Origin of the sequence: Candidatus Chryseobacterium colombiense, from assembly GCA_029203185.1 — a bacterium.
GTDB lineage: Bacteria > Bacteroidota > Bacteroidia > Flavobacteriales > Weeksellaceae > Chryseobacterium > Chryseobacterium colombiense.
On record CP119310.1, the window covers coordinates 779,742 to 799,781 of the forward strand.

Sequence of the window (20,040 nt, forward strand, 5' to 3'; positions counted from 1 at the left end):
AGATAAACTGTAATAATGGACAGATTTTCATTCCTAAACGCAGCTCATTCTCAATTAATTGAGGATTTATACCAACAATATTTAAAATTCCCGGACTCTTTAGAACCATCATGGAAAGCCTTCTTTCAAGGTTTCGATTTTGCCTTGGAGAACTATGGTGATGATGAAAGTATTCAATACATTCAGGCTTCAGCTTCATCTGCTCCTGCAGTACAGCAAATTTCTCAGGCAGCAGTCAACGGAGAGGTTCCTGAACATATCAAGAAAGAATTTAAGGTAGTAAACCTTATTGAAGCATACAGAACAAGAGGGCATTTGTTTACAAAGACAAACCCTGTTAGAGAAAGAAGACACTATACTCCGACTTTAGATATCGAGAATTTCGGTCTGGATAAGTCCGATTTAAATACAAAATTCAACTGTGCTGTTGAAACAGGAATGAAAGGTCCTGCAACTTTACAGGAGCTAATTACACACCTGGAAAACATTTACTGTGATTCTATCGGTGTAGAATATATGCACATCAACAACGTTGAAGAAAAAGATTTCATCAAGCAGTGGCTTCAGGTTAACGAAAACCATCCGAATCTTTCGGCGAATGAAAAAACTGAGATTTTACTAAAATTAAATCAGGCAGTAGCGTTTGAAAATTATCTTCATACAAAATTTGTTGGTCAGAAAAGATTCTCATTAGAGGGAGGGGAGACTTTGATTCCTGCATTGGATCAGCTGATCTCTAGATCTTCTCAACTGGGTGTTGATGAAGTTGTATTAGGAATGGCTCACAGAGGAAGATTGAACGTATTGACCAATATTTTCGGAAAATCTTACAAGCAAATCTTCTCAGAATTTGAAGGGAAAGAATTTGAAGAAGATGTATTTTCAGGTGACGTTAAATATCACTTAGGATCATCCAAAAAAATCAAAACGGCTTCCGGAGAAGAAGTTTCGATCAACCTGACACCAAACCCATCTCACCTTGAAACAGTTGCAGCTCTTGTAGAAGGTATCTGCCGTGCGAAAGTAGATGATAAATACAAAGATTACTCTAAAGTTTTACCGATTATTATTCATGGTGACGGAGCTATTGCCGGACAGGGTATTGCTTATGAAGTGGCTCAGATGATGACTTTGGAAGGGTACAAAACCGGAGGTACGGTTCATATTGTGGTAAATAACCAGGTTTCTTTTACAACCAACTATATGGATGCAAGATCTTCAACATATTGTACAGACATTGCAAAAGTTACAGAATCTCCTGTAATGCACGTAAATGCTGATGATGCAGAAGCTGTAGTTCACGCGATCCACTTTGCGGCTGATTTCAGAGCGAAGTTCGGTAAAGATGTTTATATCGATCTGTTAGGATATAGAAAATATGGTCACAACGAAGGAGATGAGCCAAGATTTACACAGCCTAATCTATACAAAACAATTTCTAAGCACCCGAATCCAAGAGAAATTTATAAAGATAAATTATTAAAGGACAGCATTACTTCAAACGATGTTATTGCTAAAATGGAGGCAGATTTTAAAGAACTTTTAGATAAAGACTTTGATGCTTCTAAAGAAATTGAGAAAAACATAATGGATGTCTTCATGGCAGAAGACTGGACAAACTATCCGATCGGAAAGAGAGGAGCTGTTCAGGAAGCTGTTGATACAAAATATGACTTAGAGAAGCTGAAAGAATTGGCAGTTAAAATGTCAACACTTCCGGCAGATAAAAAGTTTCTGAATAAGATCACGAGACTTTTCGAAAACAGACTGAAAGCTATTGAAGCAAATTCATTAGACTGGGCTCTTGGAGAATGGCTCGCTTATGCAACACTTCTTGTAGAAGGTCACAACGTAAGAATTTCAGGAGAAGATGTGGAAAGAGGAACATTCTCTCACAGACATGCTGTTGTAAAAACTGAAGATACGGAGGAAGAATATATCCCGTTAAGACATGTTTCTGAAAGCAGATTTGATGTATTCAATTCTCACCTTTCAGAATATGGAGTTCTTGGTTTCGATTACGGATATGCAATGGCTTCTCCTAATACTTTAACAATTTGGGAAGCTCAGTTCGGAGATTTCGTAAATGGCGCTCAGATCATCGTTGACCAATATTTGGCTGCAGCAGAAGAAAAATGGAAAATTCAGGATGGTTTGGTAATGTTATTGCCTCACGGTTCAGAAGGGCAGGGAGCAGAACACTCTTCAGCAAGACTAGAGAGATTCTTAACCCTTTGTGCGAATGAAAATATGGTAGTGGCGAATATTACTTCTCCTGCCAACTATTTCCACTTGTTAAGAAGACAATTGAAATGGTCATTCAGAAAGCCGTTGATCGTAATGAGTCCAAAATCATTATTGAGACATCCAAGAGTGGTTTCTCCGCTTGAAGATTTCTCAAATAAAGGATTCCAACCTATTTTAGATGATCCTACTGCAGATCCTAAAAAAATAGAAAAATTAGTGCTTTGTTCAGGTAAATTATACTTCGAATTATTGACTAAAAAAGAAGAACTTAATGCTGAAAATATCGCATTAGTAAGATTCGAACAGCTGTATCCGCTTCAGACGGATGCTATTGAAGCGATCTTCGAAAAATATTCAAACAGAAAAGAAATTGTTTGGGCTCAGGAAGAACCAGAAAACATGGGAGCTTGGTCCTATATCTTAAGAAACTTCAGAGATACAGGAATCCAGGTGATTGCTCCTGTCCCAAGCGGTGCTCCGGCTCCGGGAAGCCACAAAATGTTTGAGAAAAACCAAAATGCAGTGATCAACAGAGTATTCGATAGAAATGATGCTCCTGTAAAAAGACCTGTAACGGCTTAATTATAAATAATAATCAATAAAAAAATAAAAAATACGATATGTCAGTTTTAGAAATGAAAGTTCCTTCACCGGGCGAATCAATAACAGAAGTTGAAATTGCAACTTGGCTTGTGAAAGATGGTGATTATGTAGAAAAAGATCAACCCATCGCTGAAGTAGATTCAGATAAAGCAACTCTTGAATTGCCTGCTGAACAAAGTGGTATTATCACTTTGAAAGCTGAGGAAGGTGACGTGGTACAAGTAGGACAAGTGGTTTGTTTAATCGATATGGATGCTGCAAAACCTGCGGGTAGCGCTGCTCCTGTTGCTGTAGAAGCTCCAAAACAGGAGGAGGCTCCGAAAGCGGCTGAACCAATTAAACAGGAAGCTCCAAAACCAGTTGCTGCACCTCAAACTTATGCGACAGGTGCTCCGTCTCCTGCTGCTAAGAAAATTCTTGACGAAAAAGGTATCGATGCCTCTCAGGTTTCAGGTTCCGGAAGAGATGGAAGAATCTCTAAATCTGATGCTGAATTAGCGGCTGTTCCTGCATTTGGTGGAAATCCACTTTCTGCTACAGGTTCAAGATCTACAACAACAACTAAACTTTCAGTTCTTAGAAGAAAAATCGCTCAGAGATTAGTTTCTGTAAAGAATGAAACAGCAATGTTAACTACTTTCAACGAAGTTGACATGTCTGAGATCTTTAGACTAAGAAAACAATATAAAGAAGAATTTGCTCAAAAACATGGAGTAGGACTTGGTTTCATGTCTTTCTTCACAAAAGCGGTAACAAGAGCATTACAAATGTATCCGGATGTAAATGCATCTATCGATGGAGATTTCAAAGTAAACTATGATTTCTGCGATATTTCAATTGCGGTTTCAGGTCCTAAAGGATTAATGGTTCCGGTATTGAGAAACGCTGAAAATATGTCTTTTGCAAGCGTTGAAGCAAATATCAAAGATTTGGCAATCAAAGTAAGAGACGGAAAAATCACAGTTGACGAAATGACTGGTGGTACTTTCACGATTACAAACGGAGGTACTTTCGGATCTATGATGTCTACACCAATCATTAACCCTCCTCAATCTGCAATCTTGGGTATGCACAACATTATCCAAAGACCAGTTGCTGTTGACGGACAGGTTGTTATTCGTCCAATGATGTATGTAGCAATGTCTTATGACCACAGAATTATCGACGGTAAAGAGTCTGTAGGATTCCTTGTTGCGGTAAAAGAAGCGATCGACAACCCGGTTGGAATTTTAATGGGTGGAGACGAAAGAAAAGGTCTTGGATTATAATTTACAGAATTATAAAATATTTACAATCTCGCTTTGAAAAAGGCGAGATTTTTGTATTTAATAAATAAAATGAAAAAAAATGTTTTCTAAAATCACATCTAATATCAGAGTTTCAGTAATTCCTGAATATGATAGTAAGAACAGTTATCCCTCAGAAAACCGTTATGTTTTCAAATATAACATTGTGATTGAAAATAAGGGAGATTTTCCTATTAAGATTCTTAAAAGAAAATGGTTGATTTTCGATGTTGGCTTCGGCTATACAGAGATTGTAGGAGATGGAGTTATTGGTTTGACTCCGCTAATAGAACCTAACGAAAACTTCGCTTATTTTTCGAATGTAATGCTTCGTTCCGGAGTAGGGAATATGAGTGGTAAATACTTGGTAAGAAATGAACAGACCAAAGAAAATTTTGAAATTGATATTCCGAAATTTAATCTGCTGTCTGAAGTCTTGAGTAATTAAATGAAATAGTTGCTCACCATCGATGCAAATTTGTGTAAGCACTAAAAATCAAAGCTTTTTGATCTTAGTTTTCATGTATTCCGAAATTTCTTCATTACTGGTCAAAAATAATTTTTCGAAAGCTAATAAAGATATTTTTGCACAAACCTCTGCATCGTCTCCTGCTCTGTGATGGTTGAATTTTATCTGATGGTATTCCGCTAGATTTTTTAACCCATATTTTGGAAGATAATTCCATGATTTTTTTGCCAGCTGTATACTGCAAAGATAATTTAATTGGGGAGTAAACATTCCGTAATGATCCAAGCAGCCTCGTAATACACTCGCATCAAAACTAGCGTTATGTGCCACCATCAATGTTCCGTACATCATTTCTTCAACTTCGTACCATATATCTTCAAATGTAGGAGCATCTTTTACATCTTGAGGTAAAATTCCGTGTACATCAATATTTCTTTGACTGAAATAAGGAAAACTCGGAGGTTTTATTAGCCATGTTTTTGTTTCTACAATTTTTGAATCCTGCACTACACAAATCCCCAACTCACAGGCAGAGTTACGGTCAAAAGTGGCTGTTTCAAAATCTATCGCGCAGAAATCCATCGTTTAAAATTGTCTTGTTAAGATATCTACTTTCTTTAATAAAGTGGGCATTCTATGTTCTCCATGCATCTTTCTAATGAGATCATGGGCTTTATTCATATCAATTCCTACACTCGAAATATAAAGAGGTGTTTCGCTGCTTCCTCTTTTTAGAGCTAATTTATATTTTTCTACAGTTGCAAAGTTTGTTTTTGCTACACCAATTACTGGTATTTCACTATTTAAAGCATCATATAAATGCTTTCCTAAACCAGGACTCATATCATCATCAAGATAAACAAAGCCATCAATAATAATACAGGAAATTTTATCAATCTGGGGTTTAATTTTCTCTAAAAGACTTAAAATGCAAGGGAGCTCTCTTCTGTAAAACTGCCCAGGAACATATTCTTCAACGCCTTCTTTTATTTCAGAAAACTTGCGATCAGGAAATGGACTTTCCCAATTTTCAAAAGCCAGACAAATGGTATTGGCTTTGTCCTTATCAAAGTAATAAGTGTCGAAAACTAAATTCATTAATTATAAAAAATGTTTAAAAATCAGCCACTTTGATTGGTAGAAATTATTCTTCTGATATTTTTGTCTGCGTTTCCAGGTTCCTGAAGCTTGGGCATAAAATCCAAAATGTGCTCTTAAAACAGCCCAAAGATGCGGAAATCCTTGTTTCAAACCCAAATAAAATCCGGCAACTCCATCTAAACATAATCTTAGGAGAATTAATCCAACTAATTTGGGAAAAGGTAAATTTTTCAGCATCATAGAAAGATTGTTCCGAATGTTTAAATAGGTTTTTTGCGGACTTTGCTTATTTAGGGTTCCACCTCCGACATGATAGACTTTAGATTTTCCGGTATAATAAATTTTCCTTCCTGAATTAATCAGTCTCCAGCAAAGATCTATTTCTTCCTGATGGGCAAAAAATCTTTCATCAAAACCATTTTGATTCCAGAAATCTTGTGAGCGAATAAAATAACAGCATCCTGAAGCCCAGAAGATTTCCGTTTCATCATCATATTGTCCTTTGTCTTCTTCTACCTCATCAAACACTCTTCCTCTGCAATAAGGATAGCCTAAATTATCAATTAAACCTCCCGCAGCTCCGGCAAATTCAAACTTACTTTTATCGGTATAAGAAAGGATTTTAGGCTGAATAGCTGCAATATCCGGATTTCTTTCAAAAAGACTTAAAACAGGCTCAATCCAGTTTTCAGTAACTTCTACATCAGAATTCAGTAAACAATAATATTCTGCATCAATTTGCTTTAACCCTTCATTATATCCTCCTGCAAAGCCGGAGTTTTTAGAATTAACGACAATCTTTACAGATGGAAAATTAAGTTTTAGAAATTCTACAGAATCATCTGTTGATGCATTATCAATTATATAAATATCAGCACCATCAGAAAACCGAACCACGCTTGGAAGAAATTTTTCCAGCCAGTTTTTTCCGTTCCAGTTTAAGATGACAACTGCAAGCTTTTTAGAATTTTCTATCATTATTCGCCGTCATAAGTTTTTATAGAATCCTGATATTTCCATTTTCGATGTGACCAAAGATAATTATCAGGATATTTATGGATTGTGTTTTCTAATAATTTGTGAAACTTTCTTACTACTTCATTTTTTACAAATTTTTCTCCATCCGGATAGATTCGGTGATAATTTACCTGATAAAAACCTCTTTTTACTTTTTTCATTTCACAATAAATGAAAATAAGATCCATTCTTGTCGCCAGTTTATCATATCCAATGAAAGCCGGAGTTCTTTGGTTAAGGAATTTCAACCCGTAATTGACGTGGGCAACGTGCGGAGTCTGATCGGCAACAAACATATATATTGATTCGCCGTCATTTTGATTTCTGAAGATATTTAAAATTACCTCATTGGCTTCCAAAGCTTCATTTCCGAATTTATTCCGAACTTTCTTCATCTGATCTTCCCAAAAACTGCTGTTAACTTTTCTGTAAACCGGATGAGAATTCTTTTGAGGAGTTAATGTGGCCAAAGCATTCATCCATTCCCAATTAAAAACATGACCTGCCATGAGAATAATATTCTTACCTTCTGCTTTAGCTTCATGAAATAAATGCTGATTGATATGCTGCATTCTTACCCTGGATTCTGTTTCACTTATGCTAAACGATTTTACGGTTTCCACCAGATAATCAGAAAAATTGAGGTAGAATTTTTTTAAGATGGCCTGTATTTCTTCATCTGTTTTATCAGGGAAGGATTTTTTAATGTTTTGTAAGATGACTTTTTTTCTGTAGCCTACAATATAGTAGTTTAAAAAGAAAATAATATCCGAAAAAATATATAATATCTTAAGCGGGATCTTTGAAATTAAATAAAGTATTTTGATTAAAAAATTCATAAAGTATGCAAATTTAAGGATAATAAAAATATGGTTTCATTTTTGCAGGTAATAAGTATTATTTTTTTATTTTTATAGTATGAAAAAAGTGTCGTTAATAGCTTTTGTAGCTCTGAGCAGTATAGTTTGGGCTCAGAATAAAGAAATTAGAAAAACACCCGAAGAAATAAATTCGGGAGACAAAGCTTTGTTGGTGAAAAGTGATGCTGCAGAATTGGAAGCAAAGAAGAAAGCTGCGGCAGAAGAAAAGGCAAAACTTCCTAAGCCTTATGACCCTAAAGCTGATGCACAGGCAGATATTAATAAGCTGATCGCAAAAGCAAAAAAAGAGGGGAAAAATATTATGATTCAGGCAGGAGGGAACTGGTGTATCTGGTGTCTAAGATTTAATCAGTATGTACAGACTACTCCGGAACTGAAAAATGTAGTGGATAAGAATTACCTGTATTATCATTTAAATTATTCTCCGGAGAACAAGAATGAAAAGATCTTTGCTGAATATGGTAATCCTGGTGATAAGTTTGGTTATCCTGTATTTATTGTATTGGATAAAAACGGGAAAATGATCCATATACAACCAAGTGATGTATTGGAAGAAGGAAAAGGATACAGTCTTGAAAAAGTAAAAGAGTTCTTTAACCGATGGACTCCAAATAAATCATAAGTTTAAACCGGAAATTTTTTCCGGTTTTTATTTTATAAAAATCTTTTGATCCAACTTAATTTCTTATCTGAATAAGGAGGATATTTAATATTGGGTTCTCCCCAGGTTGCCTTTTCCAGCACTGCTTTTTGATGGGAAAAGGTCTCAAAACCGAATTTTCCGTGATAACTTCCTATTCCTGAATTTCCTATTCCTCCAAAGGGTAGGTTTTCATTTCCTAAATGCATGATCACGTCATTGATGCAGCCTCCACCAAAAGAAATCTTTTTAACAAATGCTTCTTTTTCTTCATTATTATTGGTGAATAAATAGGCAGCAAGTGGTTTTTCATGGCCTAAAATATCATTTAAAATTAGGTTAAAATCAGTAAAAGAAATTACAGGTAAAATAGGTCCGAAAATTTCTTCCTGCATAATTTTATCGTTCCAGTCAATATTATTTAGAATGGTTGGTTCTATATATAATTGCTCTTTATTATAACTTCCGCCAACATAAATTCTATCGTTGTTAATTAAGTTAATCAGTCGTTCAAAATTCTTTTGATTAATGATCTTTGTGTAATGATTTGAGCCAGATTGATATTTAAATTCCTGAATATATTTTTTCAATAAAGCTAAAAATTCTTCCTGAATAGTTCTTTCAACCCATAAATAATCGGGAGCAACACAAGTTTGTCCTGCATTTAAAAATTTACCCCAGACAATTCTTTTGGCTGCAATTTCAAGATTAGCTTCTTTAGAAATAATTGCAGGCGATTTTCCTCCTAATTCTAAAGTAACGGGTGTTAGATGTTCTGAAGCGGCTTTGTAAACAATTTTTCCCACTTTCGTACTTCCTGTAAAAAAGATTTTATCGAATCTGAGTTTCAAAAGTTCCGTTGTTTCATCAATTCCTCCTTCATAAACGTATACATATTTTGATGGAAAATTTTCATTGATGATTTTCGACATGATCTTCATGGTGTTTTCCGCAATTTCGCTGGGTTTCAGAATGCAACAGTTGCCGGCTGCCAAAGCTGCAATTACGGGAGATAAGGATAGTTGGTACGGATAATTCCAGGCTCCTATCACCAAAACATTTCCCAGTGGTTCCGGATGAATTCTGCTTTTTCCAATTTGACTAACGAGATTGGTTCTGACTTTTCGGGGTTTGGAAAGTGACTTTAAATTTTTGAGATAATAATTGATGTCATTTATTATAAAAGAAATTTCTGTAGTGAAAGTGTCAAACTTAGATTTACCAAAGTCTTTATCAATAGCTTCGTATAAAAGATCTTCATTTTCAAGGATTAAATTTTTCAGTTTTTCAAGATAACGTTTACGAAACCTAATGTTTTTCGTTTCCTGGGTTTTGAAAAAATCTTTCTGCTCTTGAACAATTTCTTGAATTTCCATAAAGTAAATGATTAATTATCTTTTCAATCTAATATCCTATAAAATAGTATTGATAAAGTTAAGGATATTTGAATATATTGTTAACATAATAAAAATATTGCTATTTCATTGTTTTGTGATAAAAAAAATGTATATTTATTATCCCCAAATTACTAAAAATGAGAAAAATTGTACTTCTAACTTTCATTTTTATCAGTTACGTGTTACAAGCCCAATGTACAGGCTGCACGATCACAAATCCAACTGACCCCAATTTTCATTTTCCGGATAATGCAACGGTCTGTTTGTCATCTAATATGACTTTTAATAATCCAAGCTTTGGAGCTAATGTAAAGGTATGTATTGCTTCCGGAACTACGGTAACATTTCAGAATAATATTTCCGGAGTTAATAATGCCATGACTTATTTTGATGTTCACGGAACACTTCTTTTTAGCCAGGCTATTACTGTTGTTGCGGATCTTAATGTTCATGTTTTCAGTACAGGAAGCGTATCTATGAGCTCTGGGAACGGAAATTTTACAATGAATGGTCAGCAGAATATTATTTTAAATGAAGGTCTTATAGAATTGGGAGTTCTACAATTCGGAGATAATACCAACAATACCATTGATAATTACGGAACATTTGATATCAATGGAAATATGAATATGAGTAATTCCGCTGTTACAAAATTTCGAAATAGATCCAGTGGTTTTATTTCTTTGACCGGAAATTACAGCAATAATGAAAACAGTGTTTATATCAATTGCGGAACGATTATTTCCAATAGCGGTTTTAATATCAATGGTGGATCTATTTATAATACCGGGACTTTTACTGCAGGAGGAGATATTAATTTATCAGGAAATTCAAGCGAGATTTATAATTTCGGTGTTTTTACTTCAACCGGAAATATGAACAATGCGCCTTCAGATGCGGTGATTTATAATGAAGGAAAACTTTTCATTAATCAATATCAAGGAGGTAATGCTGCTATTGTTGGCCCTTTATCGCCTTCTAAAAAAGGATATATTGAAGTGAATAATGCCATTCAGGTAAACAATTCTGTAATGGGACCTAATCTCGATTTTAAAAGAAGTACAGGAGCTTCAAATCCAAGTACAGTTTTTATGAATAGTAATCCTACATATCTTACCAATGTAACTTTTGATTGTGCTTCTACCAATTCATGCAGTGCCCCGCTTATTACCAATCCTGGATTTTGTGCTACCATTAATGGGAATTTACCTCCAATGGCAGTGGATGATTCTTATACAATTAATGCAGGAAGCACATCTACCGGAATTGTTCTTGATAATGATTTTGAAACTTATAATGGGCCGCAAGCAACCATTGCCAATGTTATCATGTCCCAGATTTCAACATCAAATCCAAATATTACCCTAAACACGACTGATGGTCATGTTACCGTTGCTCCAGGAACACCGGCAGGAACTTATAGCTTGGTTTATCAGATCTGTCAGCAAGCAGATCCAACCAATTGTGACACTGCCAATGATACCATAATTGTTCCAGGCGGAGGAACTTTACCTTGCTACAAACCTGCTGTAAATGCAGGAACCGTACTTTCTTCCAATCTGGGAATTACAGGTTTGGGAAGAGCTAATTCAGGAGGGACAAACTGGCCCGAAGCTAGAAAAGGAGCATGGATGGTATTGGAATCTAAAACGAAAGGATTTGTATTAAACAGACTTACAGATGCTCAGGTCGCAGCTATTCCTGTGGCAGATCTGAAAGAAGGAATGATGGTGTACAACACTACCCAAAACTGTCTTCAGGTGAATATTGATGGAACTGCTACAGGTTGGAGATGTTTCAATAATCAAACATGTCCTGATTAATTTTAAAATTAAATCAAAATGAAAAAAATTGTTTTAATAATAAGTTTAATGGCTTCTGGTTTTATCTATTCGCAGGTTGCAATAGGAAAAACCACTGTTGAATCGGAATCTTCTTCGATAGAGTTTGGTAATGCTAACCGTGGAATTGTTCTTCCATGGGTAACAGATTTAGCGAGCGTACAAAATGCAGTGAATGGCACTTTAGTCTTTGATCTGTCAGATAAAAAAGTGAAATCTTATCAAAATAGTGCCTGGGTTGATCTTTCTATTGATGGAACTGGAGTTGCTGACTCAGTTCTACAGGATGCGTTGAATGAAAATCCGGCTGCAAAAGTGGCTATCGGGACACCAACGGCAACTTCAGGAATTTTGGTATTGGAAGACAGTAACAAAGCGATGATTTTACCTAAAGTTGCCAGTCCACATCTCAATATTATTTCTCCTTCAGCCGGGATGATGGTTTATGATACTGTGAAGAAACAACTGGCTGTTTTCAATGGTTCGGTATGGACCTTTTGGGGAGAATAGTTAGAAATTAGAAACTTACATAATATTTCGTACTGCAATTCTCACCGGATGATAGAGTAAAACAATAACAGCGGTAATCAAAGCCAGCCAGAATAAGCCGGTGAAAATTTCCATATTAGAAAGAAGAATCGCCTGAGCATTAATTTTAGCTTTAAAAACGCCTGTGGTTACAGACAATGAATCATTGATCGGAAGTTTTGATAGATTGCCTCCAAATATCTGATTCCATTGAGAATAGAAAACGGGATTAGTATCTGTCAGTTGAGAACTTAAAGAATCAGAATGTTTTAATGTTAAAAACAGCATTAAATTCTGCATTAAAGCATATCCTATGGCTGTTGTCCAAAATCTGGTTGCCGTTCCTACTGCAGTTGCATTGGAAACATACTCTTCGGGCATTCCTGCAATTAAAAAGAATACAAGAGGTGTAAAAAGTAATCCCTGACCAACTCCCTGGAGAAATAACGGTGGACAAATTGTCTGTAGAGTAGTGTCGGGATAAAAAGTATAGGTAAACCAGGCTGAATCGATCGCCAATATCAGAAATCCCGTAAAGAATACTAATCTTGAAGAAGCCCCTTTTGTAATACATAAAGCAGAAATAAAAACACCCAAAAGACTTCCGGCAACATTCCAGTACTGGATTTTTACAATATAATCCCAAGGCCATTTCCAAACTGTTGCCATAACACTGTATACATTATTAATAGAAGCTCTCAATATGTAAAAAATAAAGAAAAGAATAACTCCTACAATTACGTTTTTAGAACTGAAGACTTCGAAATGGAAGAAAGGACGTGGCTGATTTCTCTGTTTCAGCATAAACAATCCGCCGAATAATAAAAAAATTAGAAAACAAAAAACAATAAGATCAGATTCAAACCACATCAGTCTTTTTCCATAAATTAATGCATATCCGCCAGCCTGAAGACATACCCAAAGTAAAAACCAGCTTGTAATATCCAGCTGATAAAGAGGTTTCTTTGGAAAAAATCTGTTCTTATTGAAAATAGCAAAGGCAATGATGAGTACAAAAACATGAAAATACACCATCATTAAAATCATATGCTTGAAATCATAATCTTCAATGCTCGATTTTAGAAGAGAAGTTGTAAGAGTTCCCCCCGTAAGAATGATGGTATACATAAACAGGTAAGCAATTTCTTTGGCGTGTCTTGTCTTGAGTTCGGCAACAATCAGTGGCAGAAAAATAGCACCTTCCATTACCCCGAAGATTCCTTCCAGAAAACGGATGACGAGAATGATATGATAATCATTGGTAACAGAAAGTCCATATAAAATAAGAATGGATACAGAAGACATAAGCAATGTATAATATTTCACGCTGAAATAAGCCATGAATCGCTGTATAACTAAAAGGGTAACCACAAATGTCCCGTACATCAAAATCATTAAGTATTGGATGTCATCTGAATCTACATCCATAAAAGAAGATGTGAAGGCGCTATTGGAATGCAGTAGCGACAACAGCATCAGGTGGGGAAACAGCGCCAGAATTAAAAGCGGCAGCTTCAGCCATTGTGGTACCCATTTATGATAAATTGTATTGTGTTGCATGATTTTTAAACAAAATCGTATAAATTGACGAATTGTAAAGTTGCTTTATTTTATAAATGAAAAGCGAAAAGACAAAAGAGCAATATGTAAAAGTAAAGGTAAGATGGCAAAATTGAACTTTGCCTTTTCGCTAAAAATATTTAATGGTTAATTTAAATCTGAGAATGAGGAATTTGAAAAAATTAAAATCTAATATACATGTTCTTCCACATCAATTCTCAATTCCTCGGTTTCTCAAATTATATCTTTTTGGCACTTACCAGAACATTCATTCCGGAAAGTAATTTTTCGTTATGCTGATTGTTGTCAAGGATAATTTTTACAGGAAACCTTTGTTCTATTTTTACAAAATTTCCTGTTGCATTATCGGGTTTTACCAAAGAAAACTGAGAACCGGAAGCGGGTGAGACAGAAACGATTCTTCCTTTGAATTCTACGTCAGGATAAGCATCTGCTGTAATAATCACTTCCTTGTTCTGATCGATCTGTCCTAGCTGCGTTTCCTTATAATTGGCAATAATCCATTTTTCTTTGCTTACGATCTGAACCAAAGCCTGACCTTCTTTAATCAACTGACCTTCCTGAATGGTTTTCTTTCCCACCCAGCCGTCATAAGGCGCTGTAACCACAGTATAGGAAAGGAAAAGTTTCGCATTGTTCAGACTGGCAGAACTTTGCTGGATCTGGCTTTTTACCGGGGCAACTTTCGTCGCTTGCTCGTTCACGCTTGCTCTCACTGCATTTTTCTGCTGTTCTAAAGCTAAAAGATTGGCTTTTGCCTGTTCATAGGATGCCTTCACATTTTCAAACTGCTGTTCGGTTGCAGCATCTTCAGAAACTAAATTTTTATATCTTTTAAAATCCTGTTCAGTTCTCCATATATCAATTCTTGCAGAAGCTATTTTAGCATCAATGATTTTAGTGTCGCTGGCTTTAGTATTTACGCCGCTTTCAATTGTATTGATATTTTCTGAATTGGCATTAAGATTTGCTTCGGCCATTTTCACCTGGTTTACAAATTCACGATTGTCGATCACAATTAAAGTATCCCCTTTATGTACAAACTGATTTTCGTTAAACTTAATGGTTTTGATGAAACCCGAAACTTTACTGGAAACCGGGGTAATGTATTGCTCGATCTGCGCATCGTTGGTCGTAACATTTTTTCTGGAAAAAAGATAAAAGCTTACCATTCCAGTGATCCCGCTGATAATGAGGATCCAGGCCAGTAAAGTAATCGTTTTGTTGATTCTTTTCTCCTTTTGTGTTAATTGTTTCTTTGCCATAGTTTTTATAAGTTTCCAATCGTATATTGGAGTTGGTAATATTTAAGTTGTCTGTTAATTTTTACGGAAATAAGATTCGATTGAGCTTCCAGATAAGCATTATCAGCGTCAATTAATTCTGTGATTAAGCTTAATTTATTCGCATATTTAGTTCTTACGATCCGGTAGTTTTCTTTAGCCTGGGTAATTGCCTCTTCGGCAATCTGTACTTTTTGGTCGGTTTCTTCGAACTTTTTGTAAGCTTCATACACATTATGTCTGATGTTTTCTTCATTTTCTTCAATCTGAAGCTTTGCCAGGTTAATATTTTCTTTGGCTTCCTGCATTTTGTACTTATTCTTATACAAACTTTCAATAGGGTAGGTAAGATTCACTCCGATCATTCCTAAACGGTATGCATAAGGTTCAGGAGGAAAAAACATCATATTCGGATACTTTAGAAAATACTCTCCACCGGCTGTAATTTTGGGTAAGTAATTTGCTTTTGTAATCTTTTGGTCAAGCTCTTTAAGCGAAAGATTTTTATGAGCCATTTCTACAGATTCGTTTTTATGTAAAGCAGTTTCCGTTAACTCATCTACATAAGGAATTTCAGCATTTTCTGAAATCAGGTCTTCAGTATTGACGTGCATCTCCTGGTTTTCAGGAAGAGAGAGAATCGTCTTAAGCTTATGCTCTGCAATCTGAATATCATTATCCAGCTCCGTCCAGCTCATTTTATGATTAGAAAGCTGTAAAGAGGTTCTTAAAACTTCATTTACGGTAACAACTCCATTTGCTTTTAAAGCTTTCACCTGCTTGATGTTTATAGAATCTTCTTTCATTTTGTCATTAATCAAGCCCTGCTGTTCTTTTAAATGATGGATCTGAAGAAAAGCCGTGATGATTTCCATAGTCAGCTGTCTTTCATCCTGATGGGTTTTTAATGATGAAATTTCAGTGTCAATAGCTGCTTTTTTCTCAGCATTTTTAATTTTACCACCCATATACACCGGAATTGAAGCCGAAAGCGTAAAATCATACATTCCATTGATAATATCATATTTTGTAGCTTTTCCGAATACGCCATTTTCCTGCTGAAAAAGATTGGTAACCTGGTTGTAGCTTGTATGGAATTCAATATCCGGAAGTTTTTCCATTTTCAGGTCTTTTTCCTTTGTTTCGGACATTTCGTTTTTTAGATGACTAATCTGAATATTTTTATTATTCTTTAGTCCAATCTCAACAGCCTGCTGTAAGCTGAGATGCTGATAATCGGTCATCTGTGAATAAAAAAGGTTGCTTATCAATAATAAGCACAACGCAATACAGTGATATCTGTGTGCGTCAAATATCATTTTCATAATTTAATTAAAGGTTTTTTGCTAAATTGATTTTGATACTGCAAATTTACGGGGTGAAGCATAGGACACGATTTGTGAAAACAGAAAAAGATTTGTTCATTTACGCCAAATTGAAATTTTCTTCCTACCTTTATTTTATGAATAATAGTCATTTTGGAGCCGTTGAAGAAGAAGATGCTGCGTTTTACGTATATCATGTTCTAACCGGAGATGTAAAAACAGAGATTCATCATCACAGCTCTGCACAATTAGTATATGCAGAAGGCGGTATTGTACATGTTTTTACAGATTTGAAACATTGGTATTTACCTGCAAGATGCTTTATGTGGATTCCGGCAGGAACGCCTCATTATATTTTTTCGACCAGTCCGAAAGTAGATTTGTATAATTTTTATTTTAAAAAAGAAGACAATGAAAGTGGCTTTTTTGATGAAATCAATATCTATTCTGTAAGCCATCTTCTTAGAGAGATGATTTTATACACCAAAGACTGGGATGGGAAAATCACAAAAAATGACGGTTCAAAATATTATTTCCTTAAAGCCTTAAAAGGAATTTTACCTGAAAAAAGAGATAAAAAATTAGCATTTCCTGTTCAGCATCCCTTTCCTAATGATGAAACTTTATTGAAGGTTGCACAATATATTCATGCAAACCTTGAAAAGCCTTTAACCATCGAATCTACGGCAAAAGAATTCGGAATGAGCACAAGAACTCTATCCAGGAAATTTAAAGAAATTTTGGGGATGAATTATATTCGTTTTTTACGTGCTTTGAGGATTACACGTTCGTTGGAACTGATGTTGGAAGGAAAGTACAATATGTATGAAATTGCCATGATGGTAGGGTACAACAGTCTTTCCTCTTTCAGCAATATCTTTAAAAAAGTAATTGGAATCCCTCCTACAGAATATCTGCACAAACTTAAAGATGATGATTAAAATCGTCACCATATAAAATAAAAAACCACTTCAAAAGAAGTGGTTTATATATTGAGAAAAATCTCGTCTTGATTAAGCTTCTTCAGAAGGAGCTTCTTCTTTTTTAGCAGGAGCTGCTTTTGGAGCTTCTACCGGAGCGTCAGATACGATATCGAATTCGAAGTTGTACTCAACGTTTCTGTGCAATCTGATGTTTGCAGTTACTTTACCAGTTCTCTTAATTGTGTTCCCTGGAATTTTGATGTATTTCTTCTCAACAGAAACTCCAGCTTTTTCTAGAGCAGCAGAAAGATCTGCATTGTTGATAGATCCGAATAATTTGTCACCAGAACCTACTTTTGCAGGAATAGTGATAGAAGTTTTCTTCAATTGCTCAACTACAGCAGTTGCAGCAGCGATTAATTTAGCTTCTTCTTCTTTTCTAGCCTCTAAAGTAGCTTCTAAAGCTGCAATGTTTTTAGGAGTAGCTAAAAGTGCAAATCCTTGAGGGATTAAGAAGTTTCTTGCATAACCAGGCTTTACGCTTACTGTGTCGAATTCAAGACCTAAGTTTTCTACGTCTTTTTTTAGAATAATGTTCATTGTTGTTGTCCTTTTTAGATTTTAGATGTCTAAAATCAAGTTAGAATTAATTATGTATTCAGCAACAAAAGAAGAGATTGCTCTCTTCTTTCATTTATTTTTTTGTCTTATTTCAATAAGTCAGCTACGTAAGGCATTAAAGCTAAGTGTCTAGCTCTTTTGATAGCAGCAGAAACTTTTCTTTGGTATTTCAAAGAAGTTCCAGTGTATCTTCTTGGTAAAATTTTACCTTGCTCGTTTACGAACTGTAATAAGAAGTCAGGATCTTTGTAATCAACGTGCTTAATTCCGAATTTTTTGAATCTACAATATTTCTTTTCAGATTTTGTATTGATATCTAGTGGAGTAAGGAATTTTACTTCTGATTCTCCTCCAGCTGAGGCTTGTTTAGCCATTTCATCTATTGCCATGTCTTGTCGTTTTAAAAAATTGGGTTAATAATTAAGCTTTAGCTGCTTTTACTTTAGTTCTTCTAGTTACAGCGTACTCAACAGCATGTTTGTCAAGTTTTGTAGTAAGGTAACGAATTACTCTTTCGTCACGTTTGAATGCTAATTCTAGATCAGCAACTACAGTACCTTCTCCTTTAAATTCGATTAAAGTGTAGAATCCGTTCTTTTTCAATTGGATCGGATAAGCTAATTTTTTTAATCCCCAGTTTTCTTTAGCAACGATTTCGCAGTTCTTTTCTTTTAAAAGATCTAGAAATTTGTTCACTGCTTCCTCTACCTGTGACTCAGATAGAACGGGAGTTAAAATGAAAACAGTTTCGTAATTGTTCATAATGTTAAATGAATTTGTTAATTATTTCGAGGTGCAAAAGTAGAAAATATATTTGTAATATGCAATATGAAAGTAGATTTTATTGATTGTAAATGTGAATAAGTCAAAAAAAATTTCATAGAACCCCTTCTCGAAACTCGAAACTTGCAGCCAATCTTATTTCTCAGCCCTGATTTCGTTCAGGAAATTTACTTTTATCACATCATATAACGAATGTCGGCTCACCAGAATGGAAGCGATTGAAGAAACCATTCCTGCTAACATAAGGTGGAATATCAGAGAATGTCTGTCGGTCATTTCTAAGACAATAATGGCAGATGTAAACGGGGCTCTTGTAATCCCGGTCAGAAAAGCAACCATTCCGGCGAGAACCACTACGTTGGTTTCATTGGGGCTTAAATGAATAAATCCGGAAATCACGGATCCGATACTTGCTCCGGCGCTTAAAGCAGGAGCGAAAATTCCACCTGCGCCTCCGGAGGTAAACGATAGGGCAGGACCTAACATTCTTAAAACAGGAACATACCATTCTTCATGTTTATCTTTTGTAAAAAGTACCCGCTCCATAATTTCTTTTCCTGAGCCCAGAATTTCTCTGTTGATAAAGAATGCTACCGAGGCAATAACTAAAGCACTAACAACCAGAAAAGCAACGTTGGCTCTGTCTGTTTTTAGTTTTCTTTTCTTCCAGTCATTCATTTTTAACATGGTTACGGAAAGCTGGCTGGCTAAAATTCCTGCAGTTCCCGCAACTAAAATAATAGGAAACATTACTATTAATGAAACATCATTCGTTTTCGGATATCCTAAATATAAATAAGAGCCTGCTAAAGTCTGGGCAGTCAATCCTGCAATAATAACAGCGGTAAATAAAGCTGTTTTAAAGTAATTGATATGCGTTTTAGAAAGTTCTTCCACGGCAAATACAATTCCTCCAAGAGGAGTGTTGAAAGCCGCCGCAAGTCCGGCTGCAGCACCCGTCATGATCATGTTTTTCTTGGAGATTTTTGGCCACCATTCAGGAAGATATTCGTTGACTTTTCTGAAAACGGAACCTGCCACCTGAATAGTAGGACCTTCTCTACCAACTGCGCCACCACCAATGACCAAAACAACAGATGAAATAATTTTAAAAACAATAATCTTTAAACTCAAAAGGCTTCGGATCTTTTTATGCTCTTTCGGATTAGCCAGCTCTACAGCAGCCATTACCTGTGGAATTCCGCTTCCTTTGGCATTAGGAGCAAATTCTTTTACCAACCACCATGAAAGGACAAAGCCAATCGGAGCAATGATGAAAATCATCCATGAATGCCAGTCGAGAATGAAATGAAGAAGATTTTCACCCCATGCAAAACATTTAGCATATATTACGGCAATAAATCCCGTAATCACCGAACCAATCCAAAAGGGAATCGCCTGAAGCAGATTGTATTTCAGTTGTTCATTCCGGATATTATCGAAAGATTTTTTCAGAGATCTTTGGATGAGAGATAAAAATTTCAGCATTTGGGAGGTTTGAGATATAAAAATAC

General features: G+C 35.5%; 19 protein-coding genes. 7 read left to right on the plus strand and 12 right to left on the minus strand.

The genetic code is table 11. From position 1 onward, the window contains the following. The first annotated feature begins 15 nt into the window (after nucleotides 1-15). From P0Y62_03245 to apaG, 3 genes are all read left to right on the plus strand, one after another. On the plus strand, nucleotides 16-2,829 hold the full coding sequence (locus P0Y62_03245; GenBank protein ID WEK70572.1) for a 2-oxoglutarate dehydrogenase E1 component: 2,814 nt from the start codon (nucleotides 16-18) through the stop codon (nucleotides 2,827-2,829). Nucleotides 2,830-2,867: 38 nt separating this feature from the next. Next, entirely contained in the window at nucleotides 2,868-4,118 is a 1,251-nt protein-coding gene (gene odhB / locus P0Y62_03250; GenBank protein WEK70573.1) for a 2-oxoglutarate dehydrogenase complex dihydrolipoyllysine-residue succinyltransferase, read from the plus strand. A gap of 79 nt (nucleotides 4,119-4,197) precedes the next feature. After that, entirely contained in the window at nucleotides 4,198-4,584 is a 387-nt protein-coding gene (apaG, locus tag P0Y62_03255) for a Co2+/Mg2+ efflux protein ApaG (protein WEK70574.1), read from the plus strand. 48 nt (nucleotides 4,585-4,632) lie between these two features. Here the strand turns inward: apaG and P0Y62_03260 are convergent, their stop codons facing one another. From P0Y62_03260 to P0Y62_03275, 4 genes are read right to left on the minus strand one after another with little or no spacing between them, the layout of a single operon-like run. Beyond that, nucleotides 4,633-5,187: a 3'-5' exonuclease gene (locus P0Y62_03260; protein WEK70575.1), complete on the minus strand. Its 555-nt coding sequence runs from the start codon at nucleotides 5,185-5,187 to the stop codon at nucleotides 4,633-4,635. A gap of 3 nt (nucleotides 5,188-5,190) precedes the next feature. Continuing rightward, on the minus strand, nucleotides 5,191-5,703 hold the full coding sequence (locus P0Y62_03265; protein ID WEK70576.1) for an endonuclease V: 513 nt from the start codon (nucleotides 5,701-5,703) through the stop codon (nucleotides 5,191-5,193). Nucleotides 5,704-5,706: 3 nt separating this feature from the next. Beyond that, nucleotides 5,707-6,684: a glycosyltransferase family 2 protein gene (locus P0Y62_03270; protein ID WEK70577.1), complete on the minus strand. Its 978-nt coding sequence runs from the start codon at nucleotides 6,682-6,684 to the stop codon at nucleotides 5,707-5,709. Then, on the minus strand, nucleotides 6,684-7,562 hold the full coding sequence (locus P0Y62_03275) for a lysophospholipid acyltransferase family protein (protein ID WEK70578.1): 879 nt from the start codon (nucleotides 7,560-7,562) through the stop codon (nucleotides 6,684-6,686). Before P0Y62_03275 ends, P0Y62_03270 begins: the two co-directional genes overlap by 1 nt. 79 nt (nucleotides 7,563-7,641) lie before the next feature. Here P0Y62_03275 and P0Y62_03280 point away from each other — a divergent pair, with 79 nt between their 5' ends. After that, nucleotides 7,642-8,226 (plus strand): thioredoxin family protein, encoded by a 585-nt coding sequence (locus P0Y62_03280; protein WEK70579.1) that lies wholly within the window; start codon nucleotides 7,642-7,644, stop codon nucleotides 8,224-8,226. 32 nt (nucleotides 8,227-8,258) lie between these two features. Here P0Y62_03280 and P0Y62_03285 read toward each other — a convergent pair whose 3' ends face one another. Beyond that, complete coding sequence (locus P0Y62_03285; GenBank protein WEK70580.1) at nucleotides 8,259-9,620, minus strand: aldehyde dehydrogenase; 1,362 nt, start codon at nucleotides 9,618-9,620, stop codon at nucleotides 8,259-8,261. Between the two features lie 158 nt (nucleotides 9,621-9,778). On the opposite strand from P0Y62_03285, the gene P0Y62_03290 reads away from it, so the two are divergent. After that, nucleotides 9,779-11,464, plus strand: a complete 1,686-nt coding sequence (locus P0Y62_03290; GenBank protein WEK70581.1) for a hypothetical protein — start codon at nucleotides 9,779-9,781, stop codon at nucleotides 11,462-11,464. An 18-nt stretch (nucleotides 11,465-11,482) separates the two neighbouring features. Further along, the gene (locus P0Y62_03295; GenBank protein WEK70582.1) at nucleotides 11,483-11,992 is read left to right on the plus strand and encodes a hypothetical protein; all 510 of its coding nucleotides are present in this window, start codon (nucleotides 11,483-11,485) and stop codon (nucleotides 11,990-11,992) included. A 15-nt stretch (nucleotides 11,993-12,007) separates the two neighbouring features. On the opposite strand, the gene P0Y62_03300 is transcribed toward P0Y62_03295, so the two are convergent. The 3 genes from P0Y62_03300 to P0Y62_03310 form a co-directional block, all read right to left on the minus strand. Beyond that, a complete protein-coding gene (locus P0Y62_03300; protein WEK70583.1) occupies nucleotides 12,008-13,570 on the minus strand; it encodes a hypothetical protein in 1,563 nt (520 codons plus the stop codon). Nucleotides 13,571-13,809: 239 nt separating this feature from the next. Continuing rightward, nucleotides 13,810-14,856 carry an HlyD family secretion protein gene (locus P0Y62_03305; protein WEK70584.1) on the minus strand — a complete coding sequence of 349 codons (1,047 nt, stop codon included), beginning with the start codon at nucleotides 14,854-14,856 and terminating at the stop codon, nucleotides 13,810-13,812. 5 nt (nucleotides 14,857-14,861) lie between these two features. Further along, on the minus strand, nucleotides 14,862-16,199 hold the full coding sequence (locus P0Y62_03310) for a TolC family protein (GenBank protein ID WEK70585.1): 1,338 nt from the start codon (nucleotides 16,197-16,199) through the stop codon (nucleotides 14,862-14,864). Between the two features lie 137 nt (nucleotides 16,200-16,336). Here P0Y62_03310 and P0Y62_03315 point away from each other — a divergent pair, with 137 nt between their 5' ends. After that, the gene (locus tag P0Y62_03315; protein WEK70586.1) at nucleotides 16,337-17,140 is read left to right on the plus strand and encodes an AraC family transcriptional regulator; all 804 of its coding nucleotides are present in this window, start codon (nucleotides 16,337-16,339) and stop codon (nucleotides 17,138-17,140) included. Nucleotides 17,141-17,212: 72 nt separating this feature from the next. On the opposite strand, the gene rplI is transcribed toward P0Y62_03315, so the two are convergent. The 4 genes from rplI to P0Y62_03335 all read right to left on the minus strand — a co-directional run bounded on the left by rplI (nucleotide 17,213) and on the right by P0Y62_03335 (nucleotide 20,014). Beyond that, complete coding sequence (gene rplI, locus P0Y62_03320) at nucleotides 17,213-17,722, minus strand: 50S ribosomal protein L9 (GenBank protein ID WEK70587.1); 510 nt, start codon at nucleotides 17,720-17,722, stop codon at nucleotides 17,213-17,215. Nucleotides 17,723-17,829: 107 nt separating this feature from the next. Continuing rightward, nucleotides 17,830-18,132 (minus strand): 30S ribosomal protein S18, encoded by a 303-nt coding sequence (gene rpsR / locus P0Y62_03325; protein WEK70588.1) that lies wholly within the window; start codon nucleotides 18,130-18,132, stop codon nucleotides 17,830-17,832. A 31-nt stretch (nucleotides 18,133-18,163) separates the two neighbouring features. Further along, nucleotides 18,164-18,505: a 30S ribosomal protein S6 gene (rpsF, locus tag P0Y62_03330; GenBank protein ID WEK70589.1), complete on the minus strand. Its 342-nt coding sequence runs from the start codon at nucleotides 18,503-18,505 to the stop codon at nucleotides 18,164-18,166. A gap of 156 nt (nucleotides 18,506-18,661) precedes the next feature. After that, nucleotides 18,662-20,014 carry a chloride channel protein gene (locus tag P0Y62_03335; protein WEK70590.1) on the minus strand — a complete coding sequence of 451 codons (1,353 nt, stop codon included), beginning with the start codon at nucleotides 20,012-20,014 and terminating at the stop codon, nucleotides 18,662-18,664. Between the last annotated feature and the right edge of the window lie 26 nt (nucleotides 20,015-20,040).